4 protein-coding genes are annotated in these 4,641 nt (G+C 45.4%); 2 read left to right on the top strand and 2 right to left on the bottom strand.

Features of this window, described 5'->3' with window-relative positions; genetic code table 11:
- Window positions 1–499 (bottom strand): adenylate/guanylate cyclase domain-containing protein (locus IIB39_11265; protein ID MCH8929274.1); only part of this gene is annotated, 499 nt, incomplete at its 3' end.
- 389 nt (window positions 500–888) lie between these two features.
- On the opposite strand from IIB39_11265, the gene IIB39_11260 reads away from it, so the two are divergent.
- Window positions 889–1,968: a galactokinase gene (locus IIB39_11260; protein ID MCH8929273.1), complete on the top strand. Its 1,080-nt coding sequence runs from the start codon at window positions 889–891 to the stop codon at window positions 1,966–1,968.
- Window positions 1,961–2,836 carry an NTP transferase domain-containing protein gene (locus IIB39_11255; protein ID MCH8929272.1) on the top strand — a complete coding sequence of 292 codons (876 nt, stop codon included), beginning with the start codon at window positions 1,961–1,963 and terminating at the stop codon, window positions 2,834–2,836. The genes IIB39_11260 and IIB39_11255 overlap by 8 nt, the downstream gene beginning before the upstream one ends.
- Window positions 2,837–2,947: 111 nt before the next feature.
- On the opposite strand, the gene IIB39_11250 is transcribed toward IIB39_11255, so the two are convergent.
- Window positions 2,948–4,641, bottom strand: a 1,694-nt coding sequence (locus tag IIB39_11250) for an SAM-dependent methyltransferase (protein MCH8929271.1), incomplete at its 5' end; no start/stop codon positions are given.

Raw genomic sequence — 4,641 nt, 5'->3', positions numbered from 1 at the left:
TCATTTTGATTTCACCAGTAGAGGCAAGACTGACAAGTCTAGCCGCGAGATTCACCGTATCTCCAATAACAGAATAATTCATCCGCAAATCACTGCCAACATTGCCGGCTATGACCAATCCGGAATTAAGACCTATATGAATGCCAAGAGGTGAAGGAAGACTCACCGGGCTTATGGTATTGAATCGCTCAATATATTCCATCATTTCCAAAGAACATCGCACTGCTCTTTCTGGATCATTCTCGTGAGAAATAGGAGCTCCAAATATCACCATAACCTCATCACCGATGAACTTATCGATCATACCTTCATATTTATGAATAATAGATGTCAACCCCTTGAAACAGTCGTTCAGAATATTCGATACTATCTCGGGATCTAATTTTTCTGAAAGAGCGGTAAAACCTGATATATCTGCAAAGAGAATCGTAACAAGCCTTCGTTCGCTTTCAAGTTGCTTACCTGCTGAAAGAATTTTTTTTCTAAGTTCGGCTGGCAAATATTCATGCAAGAGTGAAAAACGGTCTTCTTGCTGCTCTTGAGTTAGTGCATTGCCACATTCATTACAAAACTTCGACCCGTCTGGATTCTCAAATAAACAGTTTGAACATTTTATCGAGATATTTATCCCTCGGCATTCAATTAAACAATTAACTATTAGTTGAGCTTTAAGATAGACTGACGTTTTCAAGTTGGCAAGATGTTTCAGAGCGTACGTTTTGGATACAGAATCTGTTTCATAAACGTATGAGTTTTCGCACACTATAAATGTGTCTCAAAAACCACCGTTAATGAGACATATTTTTAGTGAAATCTTAAGGCTTAATGTGTAACATAGAAGTTAGGCTAAATGGAGGCTGGTCACCGTTAACTGGGTGAGAAAATAGTATGATTTCACGAGCACCTGCAAGAGTATGTCTGCTTGGAGAACATCAGGATTATCTTGGACTTCCGGTGATAGTTGCAGCGATAAATATTTACATTGAAATATCGGCTGAAAGGAACTATTCAGAGTATTTTCGAATCGATATGCCCGATATCGGTAAGTCGAGGAAGATTCATCTGGACGAAAGATTTGAAACCCTTGAACGAAGAGATTACTTTGGTTCGAGCCTCAAGGTACTGAGAGGACACGGATGTAAACCCGATTTCGGTCTCGATCTGAAAGTCAGCAGCGCAATACCGATCAGTTCGGGAGCATCAAGTTCGAGTGCTCTTGTTACCGCGTGGATTAACCTGCTCTTGAATATTTATCCATCGGTACTGGAATTAACACCTGAAAATCTAGCTCGATTGGCGTATGAAGCGGAGGTTTTGGAGCATGGTGAACCTGGCGGCATGATGGATCATTTCAGCATTGCAATGGGAAACGTCATACATATAGAAACGACAGGCGATTATCGGATCACTGAGCTCGCAAAAAAGATGGAGGGGTTGATTCTCGGGGATTCCAATGCGCCCAAGGATACTCTCTCGGTGCTCAGTCTCGGCAGAAAATCGGTAAATGGGGCGATGGATCAGATTCACGAATTCCTTCCCAATAAGACTATTGACGAAATAAAGATCGGTGACATGCCTGAACTGCTTCCCCTCGTTGACGACGAGAAACGGCCGTATCTCAAAGGCGCTGTACTAAATCACTCGTATACTATCGAGGCTCTCGCCGAATTCAAAAAAGATTCACCCGATTTCGGGAGGATTGGATCTCTCATGAACAGGCATCATTCTGTACTCAAGAACAATTTAAGGCTTACGACAGAAAGGATCGATTCGATGATCGACGCAGCACTCGAGGCGGGTGCCCTCGGTGCGAAGATAAACGGCTCCGGTGGAGGTGGTACCATTGTCGTACTTGCTCCGGGACGGGAGGATGAAGTCATCGAATCAATCGGGCAAGCAGGAGGTAAAGCATACAAGGTCAGCGTAAACAGCGGGGCGGAGGTCAGTGGAGAAATTTCCGATGCATGATACACTAATTATTCTTGCAGGCGGACTTTCCTCAAGAATGAAAACTTCAGACGCATCCGGGAAATTGACTGAAAGCGAAATCGAGCAGGCGAACGTAAGGGACAAAGGCATTATACAAGTTGGGAAGAAACAGAGACCTTTTCTCGATTATCTCCTATATAACGCCCAGAACGCAGGTTACACAAGGATTATTATTGTTACCGGGGAAGAATACAGTCTATTCAGAAAATTTTATGGTCCTGCTGATTCAGGAAATGATTTTCATGGCCTTAATATATCGTATTCAATTCAGAGAATTGCGGTCGGCAGAGAAAAGCCGTCCGGAACAGCTGATGCGTTGCTTTCGGCGCTCGAATCATATCCGTATCTAAAGGAAACGGAGTTTTCCATGTGCAACAGTGACAATTTATATTCCGAGAAAGCGCTCAAACTGGTTTTAACGGAGAGTAGCCCGAACGCTTTTATCGCATACGATGCCGAAGCGCTTGATCTTCCTGCAGAGAGAATATCAAAATTTGCTGTCATCATTGTAAACGAAGCCGGCTACTTGACAGACATTCTCGAGAAACCGGTTAATGCCGATCTAAAGAAATTTAGGAACTCCAACTCAAAAATCCGTGTTAGTATGAATCTCTTTAAATTTAGCGGTGCTTTGATCTACACATATTTGCTTAATTGTCCGGTTAACGAAATAAGAGGGGAGAAAGAGATTCAAACAGCAATACTCAACATGCTAAGCGATTTTCCGGAAACTATGATTTCTATCCCGCTCGCTGAATTCATTCCGGATCTGACTTATAAAGATGATATAAACGATGTAGGTGCGTTTCTCGATGATATGTATCCAGTGCTCGAATGGTCATGCTGAGAACAGAAAATGGGGGCGGGGCAAGGGCTTAAAGTGTAATATAGAAGATGGACTAAATGGGGGCAGGTCACCGAAACATTATGAAGAGCTGTATTTGAATGGGATGCAGACTTATTCCCCCGTAATTAATCCTGAAAGGCCCGCTGCGATGTACAAACCCGCTGCGGCCATCAGAACCGCACTGAATCCGAAGGAAACCGATAACGTCATTGCGAGAACAGCGCCTATTACCGAAGCGCATCCGTTGATCCCCCATGCCCACGGAACGTAATTCTCTGCCGTTTCTCCCAACGCCTTCAAGCCAACGGGGAAGGGTATTCCCATGGCAAATCCGAGCGGTGCTATAATGACAATAGCGATAATTATCCTCCACCCCAGACCGAGATGGAGTGCGACGTTAAAAACGTGATCGAGGAGCGCGATTTCCATGATTATTAATGCCGCCGCCATTGCTGGAATCAGGAAGGCGTTCGGGATTCTCTTTCTGATTTCGTCTGAGAAATAACTTCCGATCCCTGACCAGAAAAGGAGCGCGGCTAAGGTCACAGAAACCGAGTAGACCGGTTCTGCAAGAAAAAGAGTAAATTTCTGAGTGAACACTATCTCCACTAACATATAGGCGAGTCCTATTGAGGCAAAATAAATCCATATTTTCAGCTTCCGCACCCTTCGGATTGCGACTGTACTGTGGTTCAGAAACCTCAGCGGGATGAGGATAAGAACTGTACTTGCAATCAGAGCCTGCACAAGAGTCGCAAAGAGTATGATGTAGCCCCACTCAATAAAAGGTATCCATTCCACGCCGAGAGTCCGGTAAAGATGTGGGATTGATGTAAGCTTGAACAAGTGATTAAAATACGGCTTGCCGTCTCTTGCGGGGGAGACGTCAAACAGGTACGATGCGTAAAAATCCTCACGCCGGTGCGCGTTCGACAGTATCTCCGCGGCTGCCTGAAAATACTGCGGTTCCGAGAATCGGTTATACCTGTTAACTTCTGTTTTGTTGATTCCCGGGTAATGAATTACGTCGAAGAATAGCTTCTCGCAGAATTCTTTTAATTTCTCAATTTCCGTCCCGGTGAATTCTTCCCGCTTTATTAAAATAGTAGCAGTACCCCAGCCCCTGAAGAAGAATACGTTCCGCCCGGGGTATCTAAACTCCTCTTCCTCGAGCGCTTCCGCAGCTGTGGCGAGGAGTTTAAGATTATCTCTTGGAGGATGTTTCAACCATGCGGTCAGTGAGATCATACCGCCGGGTTTGAGAAGCTGCAGCCCATCCCTTATCGCCTCTACCGTAAAGAGATATGTCTCGCTCAAGGCGGTGACTCCGGAGGAAGCTGCCGCAAATGAACCGAGCGCTGATATTTCGATCAAGTCATATGTAGAGGAGTCTGTCTTGATAAACCGCCTTCCGTCGCTGATTATAATCCTGACGGCGTCGAGTGCTGTAAGTCGACCTGTGAAACCAGCAAGTTCATCGTCAAATAAATTGACAACCCGTCTATCCCGCTCAACAACGGTGATGGAATTTGATTCGTGTTTTATCGCACGCAGAAGGTGTCTGCCGCCGCCCATTCCTATTATCAGTACGTTCGGCTTGTTAACAACCGAATAGGGCGCCGCTTCGGGAAGGTAATCGAGATATTCGGGCGGTAGTGAAATTCCATCCCATTCGATCATTGCGGTGGGTGAAGCCGCGTCGAAGTGGAGCGCTTTCTGCGGCGGTATTGTACCGGTGAAAGCAGTGCTTAATCCCGGCGCTATGCGGATTACCGGACTCTCGACGACGCTTAGGCGACCTAGCG

The organism is Candidatus Neomarinimicrobiota bacterium, assembly GCA_022573815.1.
In the GTDB taxonomy this organism is placed as follows: Bacteria; Fidelibacterota; SORT01; order SORT01; family SORT01; genus JACZTG01.
This window is presented reverse-complemented; position numbering and strand designations above follow the sequence as displayed.

Coding starts and splice junctions, on each gene's coding strand:
- IIB39_11255 (MCH8929272.1), top strand. CDS start 1,961: ATGCATGATACACTAATTATTCTTGCAGGCGGACTTTCCTCAAGAATG.
- IIB39_11260 (MCH8929273.1), top strand. CDS start 889: ATGATTTCACGAGCACCTGCAAGAGTATGTCTGCTTGGAGAACATCAG.